The sequence below is a fragment of the Dactylosporangium sp. CA-139066 genome (assembly GCF_050936175.1).
Taxonomy (GTDB): domain Bacteria; phylum Actinomycetota; class Actinomycetes; order Mycobacteriales; family Micromonosporaceae; genus Dactylosporangium.
In genome coordinates this window covers 6,366,764-6,382,686 of the sequence record NZ_JBNJNH010000001.1, presented here as the reverse complement: position 1 = coordinate 6,382,686, position 15,923 = coordinate 6,366,764, and the positions used below count along the sequence as shown (strand labels likewise).

The following is a 15,923-nucleotide window of genomic DNA, read 5'->3' as shown; positions in this document are numbered from 1 at the left end:
TGTCGGCGTCTGGGCCGTTTGTGACCTCGTTGTCCGGTCCGCCGGACGTTTCGGTGTCCGGGTGCCGATCTGTGCGGGCTACAGGGCCAACCGGCCTGACCCGCCTGCGACATCGGTCAGGAGACTGTGCGGCTGAGCGTAGCTGCTGGTCTTGCTCGCGCGGCACGCTTGCTGAGGTCGAGGCGAACCGGGGTGGTGACGTGGGCGCGTTGCGGCGGCGGGCTGAACGGACGCCGGCGTCGCGTGAGCGGTATGTGGATCTGCTGCGCGCGGTGGCGATCGCCGCGGTGGTGCTCGGCCATTGGCTCGTCAGCGTGGTCGACTACGACGCCCACGGCCACCTGACCGGGCGATCGGCATTGGATTCACTGCCGTGGGCGTACCCGATCACCTGGCTGGCACAGGTCATGCCGCTGTTCTTCATCGTCGGCGGGTACGCCAACGCCGCGTCGCTGGCCTCGCATCGCCGCCGCGGTGATGATGCGATCACCTGGCTGCAGGATCGCAGCGGCCGTCTCGTCCGCCCGACCACCACGCTGCTGCTCGTGCTCGCCGCCGGTGCGCTGATCGCCCGTGCGGCGGGCGTTGATCCCGACCTCACGCGCCAGGCGGTGTGGGTCGCCTCGATCCCTCTGTGGTTCCTGTCCGCGTACCTCGTCGTGGTGCTGCTGACCCCGCTCATGTATCGCCTGCATCAACGCTTCGGCTGGCGGGTGCCGCTGGTGCTGGTCGCCCTGGTCGCACTCGGCGACCTGGCTCGGCTGTCCGGGCCGGCTGTCCTTGGCGCCGGCAATTTCCTGTTCGGCTGGCTGGTGATCCATCAGATCGGATTCGCCTGGCGAGACGGCCGCCTGCCGTTCCGGCCGTTCGTGTGGGTACCGTTGCTCGTCGGCGGCCTGGCCGTGCTGCTGCTGCTGACGGTGGCCGGACCTTATGCGGTCAGCATGATCGACGTGCCGGGGCAGCGGCTGCACAATGCATCGCCACCATCGCTGGCGCTGCTTGCCGCCGCCGCTGTTCAGCTGGGCCTGGTGCTGATGCTGCACGATCCGGCCGGGCGCTGGCTGCGCCGTACGCGCCCCTGGCAGGCGGTGGTCGGGGTGAACGCGGTGGTGCTCACCATCTTCCTGTGGCACATGAGCGCCCTGCTCGTGCTCGTCGGTGCGCTCAACGTCCTGCACGCGCTGCCGGTGCCGCCCTTCGCCACCCGCGCGTGGTGGCTGTGGCGGCCGGCATGGTTGATCATGTTGACGGGGACGCTGACCGCGCTGGTCGCGGTGTTCGGCCGGATCGAGATGCGCAGCCCGGAGCGGCCGGCGGCTCCCGGCCGGCTGACGCGCTCCATCGCCGGCGGGGCGATGCGCGCCGGGCTGACAGTGGCCGCCTTCACGGCGGTCGTCGCCGGACTGCTCAGCAACAACCTGGCCCCCAGGACCGGCCACTACCTCGCCGGCCTGCCCGCCGCCGGCCTGCTCGCCTACCTGATCGGCGCGGCCGCGCTGCGACTCCTGCGCTCGGCGCCCCACGCCAGAGGCCGTTCCGCGGGGCCCGGCCGCGACACCGTGACCCGGCCGCCCGGTGAGGCCCCTGGCGGCGCCACCGCGTGAGGCTTGGGTCGCACGCACGGCGGAGGTGAGGTACTGCAGAGCTGCTGCTGCCCGGGCGCAGTTCCTAACCCCGCCCGCCTCGTTCGGACGCTGCCGCGCGACGCCTGGACGAGGCGGGCTCGTCGTCTCTACGGAGAGGCCGGCGGCCGCGACTCGGCCGAAGCGTGCGGTTCCTCCGGCCCAGCGCCGGCAAAGTCGTCGTGGCATTCGCGACCAAGCGTGCAAGCTGGCTGGAGTAGGCCCGGCGGCACGCATGCATCAGCGCACCGCCGCGGCAGATGCCGGGCTGATCGAATCGGTCAGGGCCGCCAGTGCGGTTGGGATGGCGTCGGCGAGGCGGTCGAGGTCCGGCACGGCGTGGTGGTCGGCGTGTAGTCCGATGTGGACCGATGCTCGGTAGGTCGACAGTGCGATGCCGAGTGTCTGGCCGTGGGCCAGGGGCGCGACGGGGTAGACGTGTTGGAGCGGGGCTCCTGCGAGTGTCAACGGTCGTGAGGGGATCGGGACGTTCGTGATCATCGTGTCGAACAGCAGCGGGCCTGCTCGGCGCAGCAGCGGGATGGTGAGATGCTGCGCCGGGGCCGGGATCCTCTCGGCGAGTACCGGGAATGCGCCTGGGCCGCGGGCGAATCCTGCGGCCTTGTTGCGATCCATCGCGGCGCGGACGTGGTGCAGCATGGTGATCGGGTCCTCCTGTTGGATCGGGAGATCGCACAGGTACCCGGACAGCACGTTGTGACGTTGGGGCTGGTTGGTGCGGCTGCGTCGGCTGACGGGGATGAACGCACGGATGGTGAGGTCCTGTGGGCGCTGGTCGTTGGCGAGAAGCCAGCGCCGTAGAGCGCCGGTGATGATTGCCAGTAGGACGTCGTGGTCGGTGCCGCCGCATCGCTGGCGTATCTGTTTGACATCTTGGGCGTCCAGCCGGACGAGGGCGAGACGCCGCGCCGTAGCGGGCGGCTGTTTGGCGGTGGCGGCGGTGCGGACGGCGTTGCGTGCGGAGTTGCCGGGGGCTGATGGCAGCAGCGCGGCGATGCGCGCGTGCAAGAGGACGGACGCGGCGATGCTCACCGTGCTGGTGGCCACGCCGAGCACGTGAGGAAGCTCCATCATGTTGCGGGCGGCGGCCGCGATGCCGTGTGCCGGCCGAGGCGGCCGGGCAGCGGTCGAGTCCGGCTCGGGCCGGCCGGGGCCGTGGTCGATGTACCCGTCGAACAGGCGAAGGCCGAGTTCGACCGTGCGGAGTCCGTCGGCCATGGCGTGGTGCAGCTTGATCAGCAGCGCGAATCGGCGCTCGGGCAGACCGGTCATCAGGTGGATTTGCCACAGGGGGCGGCTTAGGTCGAGGGGTTCGGCCATCAGCTCGCTGGCGAGCATGGTCATCGCGTCCTTGCCACGCTGCAGCCTGTGGAGGTGAACGTGTCGGGACAGGTCGAACGTCGTGTCGGGTGTCCATGCCGCGCCGCCGGGCGGCAACCAGGTGGTGCGTACGCGCTGGCGCAGCGCCGGTATCCGTGCGATGCGTTCGCCGAGTACCGCGAGGAGCCGAGCGGGTGGAATCCGTTGCCGTGGCTGGAAGGTGACCAGCGCGCCCAGGTGCATTGGCGCCTGCGGGGACTCCAGACGTAGAAAGGCAGTATCGAGGGGGCTCAACCGCTCGTGGTCCACCGACCGCACTCTCCATGCGATGTTCACCGGGTGTGGCGCCTCCATCAGACAGGCATGACGCGCGCTGCTCATCAATGCTGGCGATTTCTTGCGCCCATTCGACGTGGGTGTACGAATGTCACCCTTGTCAACGGCTCGAACCACCCGAGGTGAGAACGGCCATAGCAGGGGGGTGTCGCGACATCCTCGAGACGGGCGCTGAACACTGCGGTGGCCCGACTACCCGACGTTCAGATCGTCGCACCGCTTGACGCCAGGGCTGGGCGGGGGACGTGGCCGACGACGTGCCCACCGATCGCGGTGGTCGATATGAACGTGCGCCGGGCCGGGCGGCGAACCGCTCGGCGCCGGTGACCGCGCATCGCCTGGCGAACCTTGACGCCACCGCCGGTCCGCAGCGTCACGTCGTCCGCTGCGAGCAGCTGCTGCAGGCTTGGGATGGCGAGGTAGGAACGGTTGGCGAGCACGAAGCTGTCCCGCGGTGCGGTGGCGAACTCCGTGATGACGCCGGCGACGTGGAACGGCACCGTGCTGTAGTCGCCGGTCGAGTTCTTCAGCCGGAGCTGCACGAGGTCGCCGGTGTGCAGCTGGTAGCCGTTCAGCCCGGGCAACATCATGTCGAGCACCACCGCGTCATACGCGGTCGTCTTCGTCGCCCACAACCCGTCGGTACCGGAGAAAGGCCAGATCCACCGCGAACCCGTCGGCGTGCAACACCTGACGGATCGTTTCGGCCAGGACCTCTTCATCCTCCACGAGCAGCACCCGCACGCGATCACCCCCGACCGACTACTCAAGCCTGCTGCACACCGATGAGAGAGCGCTGAGAGCAGGCCAGCCGTTCAGTAATTCCTTATCCGGCTTGGAGTAGGTTTGCCCAAATTTGCCCGCTGTCGCCTGGGCCTGGCGACCCGACCGGCGCAAGGAGCTCTCGTGAAGCAGTCCGAGAACGCCACCGAGGCCGCGCTCACCAGCGGCGGCCGGTACGTCATCAAGAAACTGCCTGAGGTCACCCTCGCGTTCTGGATCATGAAGGTCGCGGCTACGACCCTGGGTGAGACCGCCGGAGACCTGTTCGCCCAGACCCTCAAATTGGGGTACTTCCTGACCACAATCGCCCTGTTCGGCATGTTCGTGATCACGTTGCTGGTGCAGTTGCGCTCCCGCAGGTACAACCCCTGCTTCTACTGGACGGTCATTCTGTCCACGAGCATGGCCGGCACGACCATGTCGGATTTCATGAACCGTGACGCGGCCCCGAAATACCTCCCCGACGGCGCGCACGCACTCGGCTGGGGGCCGCAGGGACTGGGACTGGGCTACCCGACCGGCGCGGCGATCCTCGTCGCGCTGCTGATCGCCATCTTCGTGGCGTGGCGGTACACCGGGCTGACGTTCGCCATCCGCGACATCGACACGTTCCGCGGCGAGGCGCTGTTCTGGGCGGCGATCCTGGTGTCCAACACGCTGGGCACCTCGATGGGCGACTTCCTGTCCGACAGCTCCGGTCTGGGCTACGGCGGCGGGGCCCTGCTCATCACCGCGGCCCTCGCCGTCCTGCTCGCGCTCAAGTACGTTCCCGCCGTGCCGGATGTGGCGTTGTTCTGGGCCGCGTTCGTGCTGACCCGGCCGCTGGGCGCCACCGCCGGCGACTTCCTCACTAAACCAACCGCCAAGGGCGGCTTGGACCTGGGCACGCTCGGCTCATCCGCGGTCCTGCTCACGGTCCTGTTCGCGCTCATGGCCTACGCCCATGTCAAGGACCGCAAACACGGGCCCCGTCTGCACGAACACAGAGCCGTCGCCGGCGACGCTTAGGCGTGCAAGGGTGACGGCAGGAGGCAGGCTAGCGACCGTACGCTGCAGGTGGCCGATTGGGCGCTGTGCAGAGCCGGACCGCGACAACGGCGTTTGTGCCCTATCGTTTGGACTCGCATGGCTGAGCCGAGGTCCGGTTTCCGACCCGCGGGGCGCGCCGTGCCCGCCATGTCATGGTTACCGGACCTCGCCAACTGGGCGCAGTGTGACGCGGGTCGCGGCGGGTAGCCAGTGGGGTGTCGGTGCACATGCGCCGCTCGCGCGGCTGTCCCTGCCGGAGCAGCGATGCGAACACCTCTCGTTATCATCGGCGCACTCCTGCTGCCGGTGGCGCTGACGTTGTCCGCCGTGGTCGGCGCCGTGCTTGTCGCCGGTCACGGCGCCTGCCCGCGCCTGTCCCGGCCGTACCTGCCCGGCGCGCGGATCCTCGCGATGACCACGGTCGCCCGCCCAGGCGCGATGGGCACCCGGGCCTCCCGTCTCGGCCGGTCCACGGTCACCGGGGTTCCGGCGTTCTGCGACGTCACGGTCGTCCTGACGCACCCGCCGCTTCGTGACCAGGTCCGGATCGAGGTGTGGCTGCCCCGATCGACGTGGAACGGCCGATTCCAGGCCACCGGCGGCGGAGCGTTTGCCGCGGGCGAGTTTGAGCGCGCCCTCGTCCCGGCGGTTCAGCGGGGCTACGCGGCGGCGTCCACCGACGCCGGCGTACCAGGCATTCTCAAGAGCCCGCCGGTCTGGGCGCTGCGCCATGACCGGACGATCAACGAGGGGCTGTTGGCCAACTTCGCCTACCGCTCAGTGCACGAGATGAGCCGGATCGGCAGACAGGTGATCGCGGGGTTCTACGGCCGGCCGCCCGCCTACTCCTATTTCACCGGCTGCTCCACCGGCGGCCGGCAGGGCCTGACCGAGGCACGGCGCTACCCCGATGACTTCGACGGCATCCTCGCCGACGCGCCCGCCATCGACTGGAACCGCCTGACCCTGGCTCAGTTCTGGCCGCAGGTCGTCATGAACGAGGCGGGTGTCTACCCGGCCGCATGCGAGTTCGCCGCCTTCAACCGCGCCGCGATCGCCGCGTGCGACGGCGACGACGGCCGCCTCGACGGGATCATCGAGCGGCCCGACGCCTGCCGGTTCGACCCCGGCCGGCTCGTCGGCACAAGCGTGCGCTGTCACGGCCGGACGATCCGGATCAGCCAGGCCGTCGCCGACATCGTCCGCAGAATCTGGGACGGCCCGACCACCCGCACCGGCAAGCGGCTCTGGTACGGCCTGCCCCGCGGCGCGTCCTTCAGCTGGCTGGCCGGCACAGCCAAGCCCCTGCTCGGCGCGCGGCACGGCGCACCGTTCCCCGTCGCCGCGGACTGGATCCGCTACTTCCTGCTGCGGCAACCCCACCTCGACGTCTCCACCATCGGCTACGCCGAGTTCGAGCGCCTGTTCGACGAGTCCCAGGCCCGCTACGCCGCGGTCATCGGCTCCGACGATCCCAACCTGTCCGCCTTCCGCGCTGCCGGCGGCAAAATGATCACCTGGCATGGCCTGGCCGACCCGGCGATCTTCCCGCAGGGCACGGTCGACTACCGCCGCCGCGTCGAATCCGCCATGGGCGGCGGCGAGGCCACCGACCGGTTCTACCGCGTCTTCCTCGCCCCGGGCGTGGGGCACTGCTCCGGCGGGGCCGGACCCGTCCCGACCGACCCGCTCGCTGCGCTGGTGGACTGGGTCGAACACGGCCGCGCGCCCGACACATTGCCGGCCGCCACCACCGGCGCTCATCCAAACATCAGCGGATTCCTGTGCCGCTACCCGCAGCAGGCAACCCCCGACCGCCCCTGTCACTGACGGACCGGCCGACCGCCTACGAATGCTCATCCTGCCGGAGGCAGGAGCGTTGCTGCAGGGCGTGTAGCACCGCCAGGGAGGAGGCGACGACGAGCGCGGCGGCGATCGAACACCGCAACTGCTCTGCGACGGTCCGGCGGGTCAGGGCACTCCTTGCGCCGCCGTCCGGTCGCGCACTGCCGCTCCTGGCGGTCGCCGCCGCGGGGCTCGCCCTGGCCACGACCGGAGCCTCGCTCATCGAGTTCGCCGACGGGTGGCCGGCATCACGCAGGCGCAGAGGCACAGCGCCGGCCGAGGTGGCGGAGCTGCTGCCGTGCCGGACGGGAGCCGTAGGGCCGCTGCCCGGGTAGGTCAGGCCAGATGCGGTGGCGTCGCCTGAGCTGCCGCGCCGAGCGGTAACCTATGAGATCCGGGCTATGCGCCGGCCACATGGTCAACCCGAGCAACCGCAGGCCGGATCGAAAACGCCCAGGCCGGAGGGTTACTCGCCTACGCCTGCCGACACGGGCACGCCCTGATCGACCGTCGTGCCTCGCTCGCCGATTCCTGGAGTATCTGCGAAAGACTCCGGAATGTGATCAGATGGGCCGCGGTCATTCGCCACCGGTTAGGTGTTCCGCCGACGATGTCTCGGTCCGCGTCGTGTCGGACTGAAGTTGCTTCAGGTGCTCGCCGAGACGCTCGAAGAACTCGATCCACCCGGCCTTGGCGCCTGCGGCATGCGCTTCGTCGGTGTTCACTCCCGCCTGGTGAAAACGCATCCGGGTGCCTTCGTCGATCGCATCGAAGTCAATCGTGACGACAGAAGCAACCGCTCCCTCGGTATTGTTCGGATCGCCGGTTGTCAGGACCAGCCGGCTTGGAACGTTCACCTCACGATAGGTGCCGTTGAGCGGATGTGCGGTTCCGTCCGGGGTCACGATGCTGGCCTCCCAGACGCCGCCGGGTCGGACGTCCATCGTGATCAGGTCCACCGGCGTCTCGAGCGCGCGCGGGCCGAACCACCGGGAAAAGTGCTCCGGCGTGGTCCAACTCGCGAACACCATCTCCGGCGGAGCGTCGTAGGTTCGGACGAGCGTGTACTCCTGCGTGAACGTGGGACCGTCGGTCATCGCCGGTCCTCCTTTCGCGGTTGATGTTTCGCTCGGTAATGGTTCATCCCATCGGGCAAGATCGCCGGCGCCGTCGAATATATTCGAGGGGCCCGTTGTCGGTGGCGTCGTCGCTGCTGGACCGGTTGCGGCTGCTGCCCGCCGCGGCGATTGACGGGAGACTGTTGCACGGCACCCGGACTGAGACCGGGCAGGTGTTCCTGGTAGCTGCGGTCACCCACGAGGGCGGGGCGGTCCTGGGTCAACGCGAGGTCCCCGGCAAGCGGGGCGAGAACGCGGTGATCGCCGACCTGTTGGCACCCCTGAACGTGGCCGGGAAGATGCTTACCCTCGACCGCTTGCACACCACGAAGAAGACCGCCCGACTGAACACCGCGCCGCTGAGCGCCCAATTCACGCTGATTTGAAGGGGAAGCAGCCCCTCGCGCTGCAGGCCGCCCAAGCATTGCTGTCCGTACCGACGCCGAGTTCATCGACCACACCGACGTCGACGACGACTGGGGGCACAGCCGTACCGAACGCCGGACGCTGCGCGCCGAGCCCTGCGACGACACGGTGTTTCCCGGGGCTCCGCAAGTCTTCCGGCTGCGCCGTGACACCGGCGGTCTGGACGGTGTGCGCACCAGTAAGGAAATCATCCGTGCACCCCTCCGGTAAACCACAGGGGGAACCCCACGAAGGGTTTCCCTGGCCAGCCGCAGCACCAAAGCGCGGATCGCGTGCACGGTCCGCGGCCGGCCCCGCCGGCGCGGGCCGCGACACCGCCGCGTCGCGGCGAGCATACAGGTCACGATGCCAGCGCAGGATCGTGTCGGGCAGAACCAGCGGCCTGGAGCGTGTCGCGCTGCCGTGGGCGAAGATCGACAAGGCGTTCCCGGCCCGGGTCAACAAGGAGCTGCACCTGGCGGTGCGGACGAAGGCCAGTCCCGTCGAAGGCGCGGCGCTGACCAGCCGGCGCTACCAGAAGGACATCTCCGGGTTCCTGCTGCGCTCGCTCGCCGAGGTCGATGCGCCGGCCGGCCAACTGCTCACCGCGATCGCCGCTCATGCCACCGTCACCGGTGAAACACCTGGCGGTACGTCGTCAACGTGACGCTCGCGTCTGTGGCGTTCGCCGACCTTGCCCTGGCGATCTGACCTTGGACCCGAGGCCGGTTGGACCGCGTCCCTCGATCCCACAACGCAACAGCGCCGCCGGGCCCGGTGCGGGCCGGGCGCATCGCCTGGCGGGATCGCTCGACGAACTGTTCCCGGCCGGCGACGGCGACCCGGATGCGACCAGCGACGATGATCATTCCGTCAGGCTGGTGCGCGGCACGTCGATCGGCCCGATGACGCGGCCGGGGTTCACCGTCCCGGCCGGACTCGCGGTGGCCGGATCCGGATTTGCGGGCTTGATGTCGCCGGAGAGCCAGGCCAGCAGCAGCGGCCGCACGTTCTGGCCCGCGAGCTGCCCGGCAAGGGCGAAGAACTGCTCGGTCGAGCCGTTGCCGTAGCGGTGCCGCGCCGCCCAGGTGCGCAGGATGGCGAAGAAGACCGGGTCGCCGACCTGCCGGCGCAGCGCGTGCAGGGTCATCGCGCCGCGGGAGTAGTTGGAGACGAGCATCGGCGCGCCGCCCTGCGGGTTGTAGGGTGCCGGCGACCAGATCGGCGAGCTCAGCGGGAGCGAGTAGAAGAGGTTGAACTGGTCGCGGACGGTCGCGCCGCCGTCGTGCTCGTCCCAGAGCCACGAGGCGTAGGTCGCGAAGCCTTCGTTCAGCCACAGGTCGTACCAGTAATCCGGGGAGACACTGTCGCCGAACCACTGGTGGGCCGTCTCGTGCGCCACCGTCTCCACGGCCCACGGTGCGCTGGCGCCTTCGAGGAAGCTGCTGGGATAGATCGGGCGGGTCTGCGTTTCCAGGGCGAACTGCAGGCCTTCGTCGCGTTCGACGATCGCCCCGGCGGACTCGAATGGATACGGCCCGAAGAGTCCCTCGAAATAGTCGATGATGTCGTCGGTACGTCCAATCGCCGCGTCCGCCGGACCGGGCGGAATGGCGGCGTCAACGGCGAGGATCGTCGGCCGGCCGTGGTGCAGGTGCTCGTCCACGCGCCAGCGGCCGATCGCGATCGTGCTGGTGTAGCTGACCATCGGCAGCGCGCTCGCCCAGCGCCAGGTCGTCCAGCCGTCCCGGGTCGAGTGGCCCAGCGGCAGCCCGTTGCCGATCGCGCCGAGCCCCTCGGGCACGGTCACGCGCACCGTGTAGGACGCCTTGTCGCTGGGGTGGTCGTTCACCGGGTACCAGTTCGCCGCCGACCTGGGCTCGCCCATTGCGATCGCCCCGTCGTCGGTGGCCACGAAGCCGTACTTCGTCGGCGGGAACTCGCCGGTCTCGTCGGGGATGACCCACTCGTAGGGCACGCCGTGGTACCGCACATCCACGGTGAACGGCCGCCCTCGCGGCAGCCCGCGGTCCGGGGTGACAACCAGCTCCCAGCCGTCGCGGGCCCAGCTCGCCGCCCGCCCGTCGACCTGGATCGCGTCCACGGTCAGCCCGAGCAGGTCGAGGTCGAACCGGGACAGGTTCTGGGTGGCCGTGGCCAGGATCGTTGCGTGGCCGGTCAGCTCGTCGGTTTCCGGGTTGTAGCGCACGTCGAGGTCGTAGTGCCCGACGTCGTAGCCGCCGTTGCCGTAGGTCGGGAAGTCGGGATCGCCAACCCCGGCGGACCCGGGCGTGAACACCGGCGCGGCGCCGGCCACCCCGCCGGTCGCGGTCACCAACGCGACGGTCGCCGCCGCGGCGACCAGCACTGTGCGTGTGCGCGTTCCCATGCAAACTTCCCCCGTTCGTCGAGTGGTACCTCGTGGCTGCGCTCAACTGGACGGACTATCGGGATATGTAGATGGTTGCCCCCGACCACCGGAAGTTCGCGCCGCGCATGATCGTCGCGTACTGGCGGCGTGAATCTTGCGGAGGCACTCGCGCTGCGCCTCGACCCGGCTGTTGGCATGGCGTCGGTATCCAGGTGCCCCGCATGAACGCGATCATCGAACGCTGGGTGCGGACCAGCCGCCGCGAGCTGCTGGACCGCGTGCTGATCTGGAACCAGCGGCAGCTGCCGCATGCGCTGCGGGAGTACGAGCGGTTCTCCAACCTGCACCGACCGCATCAGGGGATCGCGAACGTCCGGCCGCTGAAGCCGCTGCCCGAACCCATCACCGACCCGGACCAGCTCGCCCGGCCGAACATCCATCGGCGTGACCGCCTCGGTGGCGTCCTTCACGAATACGAGCACGCCGCCTGAACTGCCCGGATGGCATTCTCGGCAGGTACAGTGCGAGCAACCGCTCGGATACGCTGTGATCGGCCCGTGACGGGTTGCAGATATCAACTACCTTTGACGTCGTGACCAACTCGGCGGATCTCGCCTCGTGGGCCAACGTGGTCGCGACGGCCCTCGGTTCGATCGGCAGCACGGGCGCTCTGATCGTGGCGTACCGCCTGCTGCGGCGCGAGTCCGAGCGTGACCGGCTGCGCGATGTGGAGTCCCAGCTGAGCCAGGCGAACGCGGTGGCCGCCTGGACGTCGCGGTCGACCCTGACGTTGAAGAACGGCGGCGACCTGCCGGTGTACGACGTGCTCCTGGAGTTCCGGCACGCCGGCCCGGCGACCTACGAGGTCCAGGTGGACTACCTCGTCGCGCTGCCGCCGGGCGCCACGGTGACCCGGCGGCTCCCCGGCGCCGCCAGCAGGCGGTACCTATTCGTGTCGATGATGTTCCGGGACGCCTCGGGCCGGCGCTGGACCCGGACGAGCAAGGGCGAAATCCACCCGGCGATGCTCCCGGGCATCACGGACGAGCCCGATCGCCGCGGGGCCCGCTCGCGGCTGTCCCGGTTCCGGCGCCGCTTCAGCGAGCCTACCGGCGTAGAGGGCCTCCCTTCGGCCGTCGCCGACCCTACAGGCGCGCCGTTGAACACGATCGCCTGAAGTGTGGGTACCGCCGACGGCGGGCAACCCACGATCAACGACGAGGCCGACGGCGTGCGCTTCCTTCGTACGGCATCGTCGAGTACCGGCTGTCGGAGCGATACCCGGAGCTCTATGTAGCGCACATCGCCGACCGCGGCCACGTCATGCTCGCGCCGAGTCGGGTGACCGCCTCAAACTCCCGGTTCGGCCCGGCGCTCGTCCGGCTGGCCGCCGCGGGGCAGTTGATCAAGACGGCAGGCACGGCTACCGGCGCCTGGCGTTACAACGGGACGATCAGCTACTGGGCCAGGCCGGGAACGCCGTCGGCTCCCCTCCGTACCTGGACCGACTACTCCACCGCGATCGGACGCACTGCGGCGTGGACTGACGCAGATCGGGCCTGCGCCGCCGGCCCGATGGTTGAACTGTGAAGGCCGGGCATTCCCACCGGACGGCGACCACACCCGGTCGATTCCGCTGCACCTGAACTGAGTCTGAGGCTGCCCGCGATTTGGGTGCCATGTCGGTCGCCTGGTTGGCTGCTTGCGCGGCCGGTCCCGCTCGTAAGGCGCACGGCTCGGTGGTCCCGGCAGGCGCCGCCTTGCGGTCGTATCGTCAAGCTTCATGTGAACCGAGGTGGCCCGCTATGCCGCTCAGCGCGACAGGAGACCTCAGCGTCTCGCGGATCGCCTTCGGGCCGTCGGCGGGGAGTCCCCAAGGTGTGCTCCGCGGGTGGACCCGGGCCAGCCTGATTCCCTCCGGCGGCGCCGCCAGCAGCGACCGAAGGTCGCTTGTTTCCCCGGGTACTACCCGCACGCCGATCCCTATCCGCCGTTCGTGCTACGTCGATTCTCGTATTTCCCGCGTGGTCGGACGGCGCCGACCATGGCAGATATGCCCAGTGCGCAGATGTTCCGGGTGCATCTCAAGACGGCGTACCTCGATCTGGAGATCCGCGAGGTCCTGCAGTCGCCGCCCTCCGTCCTGCTCGGGGTGACCGACGCAGCCGAGGCAACGCTCGCCCAGCTGGCGGTCGGGACCGTCTACGACCTCGCCCTCGCTGGCGCGTTCCGCGACGCGATACGCCTGGTCGAGGCGGCCGCCGACCCCGGCACGATCCTCGCGAGGCATGGTGTCCCGCCGTCCGATCTGATCGTCGTGCCCACGCCAGCCCCGTCGCTGGCCGACCTGCCCGGCGCCGCCGCGGCGACACTCGTCGCCGTTCCGGATGCCCTGGGCGGGGCACTGCAGACCACCATGTCGGTGACGTCGGTCCGGGATCTGGCGCAGTGGCCGCCCTATTTGGCTGCGGTCAAGATCCTCATCGAGGCGCTGGCACCCGGTCGCAGCAAGCGGTACGACGTCGACGCACCGGCCGACCTGATCGCGCGGAGCGGGGAATTCGCCGCGCATCAGGTCCGCTATACCAGCACGGTGCTGATCGAGAGCAAGCCGTCGTCCGCGCTCCAGTGGCACGGCGGCCCGATCGACGTCACGTCGCTCGACGAGGCCGGATTCAACGGCGTCGCCTACGGCGCGGTGCTGCGTTTTACTCAGTCCTGGGCGCCGCGGGCGGTGGCGCTCGGCCAGCTGCTGCACAGCCTTCCGCTTGGCCCCGGGGAGAGCACCCGGCTCACCGTCGTGGACTGGCTGCGCCGGGTGGCCGCCTCCACCGAGGAGGATGTCGCCCAGGCGGAGCAGCTGTCGAACGCGCTGAGCAATTCGACCGCGATCTCCGAGGTCACCCGGGCCGTCGCGCGCGAGTTCCAGAGCGGCGACTCGGTGGCCACCTCGGCTTCCACCACCACGAGTGCGTCCACCCCGGGCATCCTGAGTCTGCTCGGCGGCCAAGCGTCCGCTGGGTTCAGCGCCGGCGTCGCGGCAACCTACTCGACGTCGACCGGAATCCGCTCGGTCAGCGCATCCGCCCTGCAGAGCATCACCGCGCGTACTCAGCAGAACGCGGCCCTGTCGCGGACCCGACGCGCGGCCATCGTCAGCGAGGTCAGCGAGAGTGACAGTGAGACGATCAACACCCGCGTGGTGGTGAACAACAACCACATGCATGCCATGTCGGTGCAGTACTACGAGGTCGTCCAGATGTGGGAGGCCACGAGCCGGCTGGAGCGGGTGGAACGCTGCATCTTCATTCCCATGCGGCTCGTCAACTTCCGCAACGAGCAGGTCGTCCGCCGGTACCTCAACATCCTGATCGGCGCCGCCCTGGATCGGTCCACTCAAGAGCTGCTGACCCGGCTGCGGCACACCGTGGTGCTCGAGTTTGCGTTCGAACGCTTCGCCACCGCCAATCTGGCCCAGATCCAGGCCGACGCGGACGCGCCACTTCCGACCGCTGATGCCGCTGGGCTGCTGGCCGCACTGGCGGGGGCCGCGGAGAAACGGGTCCGGATCCGGCAGTTGCGCGACCGCATCGCGGCCTGGCGGCGTGGGCTCGCCGGCGACGTGGCCGAGGCGGTCCGTTCCCGGTTGCTGGCCGACGCGGACCGGACCAGCCAGCGCTGGTACGAGGTGGACCGCGAGGCGATCATTGAGAGGATCAGCTGGGACTCCGCCGAGATCGGCGGCGTCACGGTGCAGATGGTCGACGGGTACACCATGGTTCGGACGCAACCGGCCAACCGCGGGCTGGATGCCGGAAGCGACCAGCCGTCCACCACCACGCCCGCCGAGGCGATCCGGCTCGACCGGCTGGCGTCGTTGCAGGTACGGCTTCTGCCGGCCAACGGGGCGGCGGCGTCCGACTACGGGCTCATCCGGTTGTGGCTGCTGGTCAATCTGCGCGGCAGGCGGCGCTGGGTGGACATCGGTTTCGTGGCCTCCCGGGGAGCGGACACGACGGTGACTCTGCTGCAGGCGCATCCGCCGGTCGACGTCCGCGACGTTGCCGCCCGGCTGATGAACGCGCAGCTGCACTACAGCCAGGCAATCTGGATGAACGCTGACCGCCAGTCCCTGATCATGCAGCTCACGCCGTACGCCTGTGACGTCGGCGGGGTCGACGTTCGGGTCGTCGAGTGGATCGACCCGGTGCCGATCACGGTGGCCGGCAACTATGTCGCCTTCCCGTTCACGTACGAGCGCGACGACGCCTGGAAGAAGTGGAAGCAGCGCGAACAGGACGAGTCCGTGCCAAGCGTGTCGCTGGTCCCGCTGCCGACCGGCGGCGTCTTCGCCGAGGCGGTGCTGGGCGAGTTCAACTCGGCCGAGAAGCTCGACCTGACGCGTTTCTGGAAGTGGCAAGAGTCGCCGATCCCCAACCTGGCGCCGGACATCGCTCCGGCGCAGCAGGGGCGGCAGACCCGGATCGGTGCGCCTGCGGTCACCGGCCTGCCCGCCTCACCGCTCAGCATCCAGCCGCCGCTGGCTCTCCCGGCCACGCTCGGCAACAGCGAGACGCTGCTCAAGACGCTGATGGTGTCCAAGCTGTTCAACGACATGAGCGGCATCGAGATCACCCGCGGTCTGCTCAAGGCCAGCCTCGAGGCGTCCCGGGACGGCGACGCGGCGGTGCAGAAGCAGGCCAACGACACGCTCAACGCGATCACCGGTGCGTTCGGCAAGCTGTTGCAGTCGGGCACTGATGGCGGCGAAAACCTCACCAAGACCGCCAAGGGCATCGGCTCGCTGTTCAACCTTAACGACAAGGGTGACAAGAAACAGCCGGGTGGCGGGATCGACCCCGGCATCATTCCGAAGAACGGTCAGAACCAGCAGTGGATGGCCAACTACGCCGGTTCGGCGATCGACATCGGCACCGCCGTTGACGGTGGCACCGCGCTCGACGGCCTGGTCGCCGGCGGCGGCGCCGACGCGCTGGCGTCGATCGGCGGCGAGATTGGACCCATCCTCGAAGCCCTCGGGCCGGCCGCGGCCGCCCTGCTCGCCTGACC

At 69.5% G+C, this 15,923-nt stretch carries 13 protein-coding genes; 8 read left to right on the top strand and 5 right to left on the bottom strand.

Annotated elements, in window-relative coordinates:
- Positions 1-200 precede the first annotated feature (200 nt).
- Entirely contained in the window at positions 201-1,607 is a 1,407-nt protein-coding gene (locus ACQEVU_RS29280; protein WP_433329086.1) for an acyltransferase family protein, read from the top strand.
- 258 nt (positions 1,608-1,865) lie between these two features.
- Here ACQEVU_RS29280 and ACQEVU_RS29275 read toward each other — a convergent pair whose 3' ends face one another.
- From ACQEVU_RS29275 to ACQEVU_RS29265, 3 genes are all read right to left on the bottom strand, one after another.
- On the bottom strand, positions 1,866-3,275 hold the full coding sequence (locus ACQEVU_RS29275; protein ID WP_433329084.1) for a wax ester/triacylglycerol synthase family O-acyltransferase: 1,410 nt from the start codon (positions 3,273-3,275) through the stop codon (positions 1,866-1,868).
- A 230-nt stretch (positions 3,276-3,505) separates the two neighbouring features.
- Positions 3,506-3,892 carry a hypothetical protein gene (locus ACQEVU_RS29270; RefSeq protein WP_433329082.1) on the bottom strand — a complete coding sequence of 129 codons (387 nt, stop codon included), beginning with the start codon at positions 3,890-3,892 and terminating at the stop codon, positions 3,506-3,508.
- A 16-nt stretch (positions 3,893-3,908) separates the two neighbouring features.
- Entirely contained in the window at positions 3,909-4,046 is a 138-nt protein-coding gene (locus ACQEVU_RS29265; RefSeq protein WP_433329080.1) for a hypothetical protein, read from the bottom strand.
- A 162-nt stretch (positions 4,047-4,208) separates the two neighbouring features.
- On the opposite strand from ACQEVU_RS29265, the gene ACQEVU_RS29260 reads away from it, so the two are divergent.
- A complete protein-coding gene (locus ACQEVU_RS29260; protein ID WP_433329078.1) occupies positions 4,209-5,093 on the top strand; it encodes a COG4705 family protein in 885 nt (294 codons plus the stop codon).
- Between the two features lie 285 nt (positions 5,094-5,378).
- On the top strand, positions 5,379-6,944 hold the full coding sequence (locus ACQEVU_RS29255) for a tannase/feruloyl esterase family alpha/beta hydrolase (protein WP_433329076.1): 1,566 nt from the start codon (positions 5,379-5,381) through the stop codon (positions 6,942-6,944).
- A 593-nt stretch (positions 6,945-7,537) separates the two neighbouring features.
- Here ACQEVU_RS29255 and ACQEVU_RS29250 read toward each other — a convergent pair.
- Positions 7,538-8,056 carry an SRPBCC family protein gene (locus ACQEVU_RS29250; RefSeq protein ID WP_433329074.1) on the bottom strand — a complete coding sequence of 173 codons (519 nt, stop codon included), beginning with the start codon at positions 8,054-8,056 and terminating at the stop codon, positions 7,538-7,540.
- A gap of 101 nt (positions 8,057-8,157) precedes the next feature.
- On the opposite strand from ACQEVU_RS29250, the gene ACQEVU_RS29245 reads away from it, so the two are divergent.
- Positions 8,158-8,463: a hypothetical protein gene (locus ACQEVU_RS29245; protein ID WP_433329072.1), complete on the top strand. Its 306-nt coding sequence runs from the start codon at positions 8,158-8,160 to the stop codon at positions 8,461-8,463.
- 401 nt (positions 8,464-8,864) lie between these two features.
- Positions 8,865-9,149 carry a hypothetical protein gene (locus ACQEVU_RS29240; protein ID WP_433329070.1) on the top strand — a complete coding sequence of 95 codons (285 nt, stop codon included), beginning with the start codon at positions 8,865-8,867 and terminating at the stop codon, positions 9,147-9,149.
- Positions 9,150-9,347: 198 nt separating this feature from the next.
- Here the strand turns inward: ACQEVU_RS29240 and ACQEVU_RS29235 are convergent, their stop codons facing one another.
- Positions 9,348-10,871 (bottom strand): M1 family metallopeptidase, encoded by a 1,524-nt coding sequence (locus ACQEVU_RS29235; RefSeq protein ID WP_433329068.1) that lies wholly within the window; start codon positions 10,869-10,871, stop codon positions 9,348-9,350.
- Between the two features lie 203 nt (positions 10,872-11,074).
- Here ACQEVU_RS29235 and ACQEVU_RS29230 point away from each other — a divergent pair, with 203 nt between their 5' ends.
- The 3 genes from ACQEVU_RS29230 to ACQEVU_RS29220 all read left to right on the top strand — a co-directional run bounded on the left by ACQEVU_RS29230 (position 11,075) and on the right by ACQEVU_RS29220 (position 15,921).
- Positions 11,075-11,344, top strand: coding sequence for an integrase (locus ACQEVU_RS29230; protein WP_433329066.1), 270 nt, complete (start codon positions 11,075-11,077; stop codon positions 11,342-11,344).
- A 101-nt stretch (positions 11,345-11,445) separates the two neighbouring features.
- Positions 11,446-12,030 (top strand): hypothetical protein, encoded by a 585-nt coding sequence (locus ACQEVU_RS29225; protein ID WP_433329064.1) that lies wholly within the window; start codon positions 11,446-11,448, stop codon positions 12,028-12,030.
- A gap of 618 nt (positions 12,031-12,648) precedes the next feature.
- Complete coding sequence (locus ACQEVU_RS29220; RefSeq protein ID WP_433329062.1) at positions 12,649-15,921, top strand: hypothetical protein; 3,273 nt, start codon at positions 12,649-12,651, stop codon at positions 15,919-15,921.
- Positions 15,922-15,923: the final 2 nt, after the last annotated feature.

Coding starts and splice junctions, on each gene's coding strand:
- ACQEVU_RS29235 (WP_433329068.1), bottom strand. CDS start 10,871: ATGGGAACGCGCACACGCACAGTGCTGGTCGCCGCGGCGGCGACCGTC.
- ACQEVU_RS29255 (WP_433329076.1), top strand. CDS start 5,379: ATGCGAACACCTCTCGTTATCATCGGCGCACTCCTGCTGCCGGTGGCG.
- ACQEVU_RS29250 (WP_433329074.1), bottom strand. CDS start 8,056: ATGACCGACGGTCCCACGTTCACGCAGGAGTACACGCTCGTCCGAACC.
- ACQEVU_RS29230 (WP_433329066.1), top strand. CDS start 11,075: ATGAACGCGATCATCGAACGCTGGGTGCGGACCAGCCGCCGCGAGCTG.
- ACQEVU_RS29270 (WP_433329082.1), bottom strand. CDS start 3,892: ATGATGTTGCCCGGGCTGAACGGCTACCAGCTGCACACCGGCGACCTC.